At 76.9% G+C, this 4,233-nt stretch carries 3 protein-coding genes; 1 reads left to right on the forward strand and 2 read right to left on the reverse strand.

Annotated elements, in window-relative coordinates:
- Both ACFRMQ_RS38765 and ACFRMQ_RS38770 read right to left on the reverse strand, forming a co-directional pair.
- A partial coding sequence (locus ACFRMQ_RS38765; protein ID WP_380735596.1) for a cation-translocating P-type ATPase occupies positions 1 to 2,586 on the reverse strand: 2,586 nt, incomplete at its 3' end.
- A 12-nt stretch (positions 2,587 to 2,598) separates the two neighbouring features.
- Positions 2,599 to 2,838 carry a DUF1918 domain-containing protein gene (locus ACFRMQ_RS38770; protein ID WP_380735597.1) on the reverse strand — a complete coding sequence of 80 codons (240 nt, stop codon included), beginning with the start codon at positions 2,836 to 2,838 and terminating at the stop codon, positions 2,599 to 2,601.
- A gap of 279 nt (positions 2,839 to 3,117) precedes the next feature.
- On the opposite strand from ACFRMQ_RS38770, the gene ACFRMQ_RS38775 reads away from it, so the two are divergent.
- Positions 3,118 to 4,233: hypothetical protein (locus tag ACFRMQ_RS38775; protein WP_380735598.1), on the forward strand; the 1,116-nt coding region annotated here is incomplete at its 3' end.

Below are 4,233 nucleotides of genomic sequence, written 5' to 3' on the forward strand. Positions count from 1 at the left end.
CGGCCGGGTCACCGCGAAGCCGACGACGCCGGCCAGCACGGGGGCGGGCAGGTCGGCCCAGGCGAGCGGCACGGTGTCGAGCAGGTCGCGGAGGAACGGCAGGTAGAGGGCGGCCGCCGCGAGCCCGACGGAGGCGAGGACGGCCAGCGGGAGGAAGGGGTTCGCGCGGGTCAGCAGCCGTTCGCGCAGCCCCAGGACGGAGCCGAGCTGGCCGATCAGCAGGGCGAGGAACAGGACGGTCTGCCAGGGGCGGCCGCCGTCGCGCGCCCACAGGGCCGCGCCGAGCGCGGCCGCCGTGAGGGCCAGGCCGAGCAGCAGCACCCGCTGCCACACGCCGGAGCCGAGGATGTGCTGGTCCGGCGGGCGCGGCGGCCGGGCCATCGCGCCGGAGGAGACCGGCTCCGCGCCCATCGCCACACCGGTGAGGCCGTGGGTGAGCAGGTTGATCCAGAGGATCTGGCCCGCGCGCAGGGGCAGGGCGAAGCCGAACAGCGGGCCGGCCAGCATCACCAGGATCTCGGCGGCGCCGCCGGCCAGACCGAACACCAGGAAGCGCCGGATGTTGTCGTAGACCCGGCGGCCCTCCTCCACCGCGCCGACCACGGTGGCGAGTTCGTCGTCGGCGAGCACCAGGTCGGCGGCCTGGCGGGCGACCTCGGTGCCGCGCCGGCCCATGGCCACGCCGATGTCCGCCTGCCGCAGCGCGGGGCCGTCGTTGACGCCGTCGCCGGTCATCGCGGTGACGGCGCCCCGGGCGCGCCAGGCCTGGACGATGTCGAGCTTCTGCCGGGGGTCGGTGCGGGCGAACACCCGGGCGCGGGTCGGATCGGTGACCTCGCCGGTGACGAGGTCCCGCCCGGTCGCCACCGCCTCGGCCCCGGCGGACGGCTCCAGCAGCCCGATCCGGACGGCCAGGGCGCGGGCGGTGGCAGGGTGGTCGCCGGTGATCAGGACGGGCAGGATACCGGCCCGGCGGCAGGCGGCCAGGGTGGCGGCCGCGGAGGGCTTGGGCGGGTCGGCCATCGCGGTCAGCCCGAGCAGGCGCAGCCCGTGTTCGGCCGCCTCCGGGGGATCGGGGACGTGGTCGAGGTCCCGCCGTGCCACGGCGAGCACCCGGAAGCCCTCGGCGGCGAGTGCGGCGGCGGCCTGCCGGGCCCGCTCCAGCAGCTCCGGGGGATCGGCGAGGACGAGGGGGTCGAGGACGGCCTCCGGGGCGCCCTTGAGGCAGACCAGGAAGGCGCCGTCGGGCCCGCGGTGGACGGTGCTCATCCGCTTGCGGGTGCTGTCGAACGGGGTCTCGGCGACCCGGGGGAGAGCGGCCCGCAGCCGGTCGTGGTCCAGCCCCGCCTTGCCGGCGGCGGTCAGCAGCGCGGCCTCGGTGGGGTCGCCGACCGCCCGCCACTCGGTGTCCCCGGCCGTGGGCGGGCGCAGGGCGGCGTCGTTGCACAGGACGGCGGCGGTGAGGAGCCGCCGCGTCTCGTCGGTCGGGAGCCGGTCGGTGGGCCTGCCGGTGGGCCTGTCTGCGGGCCTGCCGGTGGGCCCGTCGGTGGGCCCGTCGGGTCGGACCTCGCCTTCGGGCCCGTACCCGAGGCCGGTCACGGTGGCCGTGGTGTGCGGGGTCCAGAGGCGCTCGACCACCATCCGGCCCTCGGTGAGGGTGCCGGTCTTGTCGGTGGCCAGCACGGTGACCGAGCCGAGCGTCTCGACGGCCGGCAGCCGCCGGACGACGGCGCGGCGGGCGGCCATCCGGCGGGCACCGAGGGCGAGGGCGAGCGTGACGACGGCGGGCAGCGACTCCGGCACCGCGGCGACCGCCAGGCTGATCGCCGTCACCGCCATCTCGCCGGGCGGCTGGTTCCGGAGCAGGCCGAGCACGAAGACCAGCACGCACAGGCCGACGGCCACCGCGGCCAGCACCCGGCCGAGTCCGGCCAGCCGCCGCTGGAGCGGGGTCGGCTCGGGCCGGGGCCGCAGCAGGGTGGCGATCCGGCCGAGCGCGCTGTCCGCGCCGGTGGCGGTGACCGCGGCGAGGGCCCGGCCGCGCAGCACGACGGTGCCCGCCCGGAGCACCTCGTCGTCGGGCGCGCCGCCGGTCTCCTTGGCCACCGGCAACGACTCGCCGGTCAGCATCGACTCGTCGAGCAGCAGCGCGGCGGCCTCCAGGAGCCGGGCGTCGGCCGGCACGATGTCACCCTCCGCGAGCTCCACCACGTCGCCCGGGACGACCTCGGCCGAGGGCACCTTGCGCGGCTCGCCGTCCCGCACCACCCGGGCCGCGGGGGCGGAGAGCCGGGACAGCGCCGCGACGGCGCTCTCCGCCCGGACCTCCTGGACGACGCCCACGGTGGTGTTGACCACGATCACCAGCGCGATGACCACCGCGTCGGGGTGGTCGCCGATGGCCAGCGTCAGCGCGACCGCCGCGATCAGCACGGTGATCAGGGGGTCGCGCAGCTGGGCGGCCACCCGGGCCCACAGTGGCACCCGGCGGTCGGCCGCCACCTCGTTGCGGCCGTGCTCGGCGAGCAGCCGGGCGGCCTCGGCCCCGGTCAGTCCGCGGGTGCGCCGGTCGGTGGAGACGGTCACGGCGGCGGCCCGTCAGTCGGCGAACAGGTGCGGGTGGGGCGGGACCTCCGGGGCCGCCGGCTCGCGGCCGGTGTGGTGGATCCGGGCGTCCGGCCCGGGGACGTACTCGGTCACCCGGCCGTCGTCGAACCAGCGGACGTCGTACGGCGGGCTGCCGTCCGAGTGGTGCAGCCGGACGATCTCGCCGTCGCGGCGGGCCGCGTTCGGGTGGGTGCCCTGGACGGTGATGCGGTCTCCCACGGCGGCTTTCATGCGGGTCTCCCTGGCTCGGTGCGGGGCGGGCCGGGGCCGGGCCCGGCCGTTCGCCCTTCCATGGCACCACCGAACGCCGCCCTCGGCAGGCGGCCGGGACGGCCCGCCCGCCACGACGGTCACCCGGGGTGACCGGCATTCGGCGGACGCCGGGGGGCGGTGCCCGGCGGGCCTGCCTAACGTGGCGCCCCGGGGGCCACTTCGAGCTTCGAGCGCGTTCGCGGGCTCGGGCGCGGCCGGTTCCGGCCGCCCGGCCCGCCCTTCAGGAGGCACGTACACATGAGAGTTCGGGCACTGTCGAGCACGCTGGCGACCGCCGTGCTGACCATGGGTCTGACGGCCGCCGCGTCCCCGGCCCACGCCGCCCGCCCAGGGCCGTTCCTGGACCGGCTGAACACCGTGTCCACCGTCGGGTCCACCGTTGCGGGGAACGGCGACGTGAATCCGTACGGTGTGTTCACCATCCGGGAGAGCACCGGTGACCTGCGCCGGGGCAACGTCCTGGTCAGCAACTTCAACGATGCGGCCAACCTCCAGGGCCTCGGCACCACGCTGGTGCAGATCACCCCGGACGGCGCCACGACCACCTTCGCCACCATCGACCCGGCCCACCTGCCCGGCCCGTGCCCCGGCGGGGTCGGGCTCACCACGGCGCTGACGGTGCTGCCCGGCGGCTGGGTGGTGGTCGGCAGCCTCCCCACCGCGGACGGCACCTCGGCCACCGCGCAGGCCGGCTGCCTGCTGGTGCTCGACAAGCACGGCACGGTGCGCGAGACGATCGCGGGAGACGGCATCAACGGCCCGTGGGACCTCACCGCCGTGAGCGCCGGCGAGCGGAGCGAGCTGTTCGTGACCAACGTCCTCAACGGGACGGTCGCCGGCGGCGGTGCGGAGGTCGACCAGGGCACCGTCCTGCGGATCACCCTGTGCACCGAGGGCGACCAGCCGCCGCGGCGGCTGGCGACCACCGAGATCGGCTCCGGTTTCCCCGAGCGGACGGACCCGGCGGCCCTGGTGGTCGGCCCGACCGGTGTCGGTCTCGGCCGTGACGGCACGCTCTTCGTCGCCGACACCGCGCTGAGCCGGATCACCGCCATCCCGAACGCCCTGAACCGGCGGGACAGCGCGGGCATCGGCCGGGTCGTCAGCTCGGGCGGCGGCCTCAACGGCCCGCTGGGCCTGGCGCTCGCGCCCGGGGGCGACATCCTGACGGTCAACGGCGGGGACGGGAACATCGTCGAGACCACCCCGGCCGGCCGGCAGGTCGCGGTCAAGCGGATCAACAACGAGGGCACCCCGCCCGGCGCGGGCGCGCTGTTCGGGCTCGCCGTGGACCCGGACGGCGACGCGGTCCACTTCGTCAACGACGCCGACAACGCCCTCGACGTCCTGCAC

This window comes from Kitasatospora sp. NPDC056783, from assembly GCF_042789895.1.
Taxonomy (GTDB): domain Bacteria; phylum Actinomycetota; class Actinomycetes; order Streptomycetales; family Streptomycetaceae; genus Kitasatospora.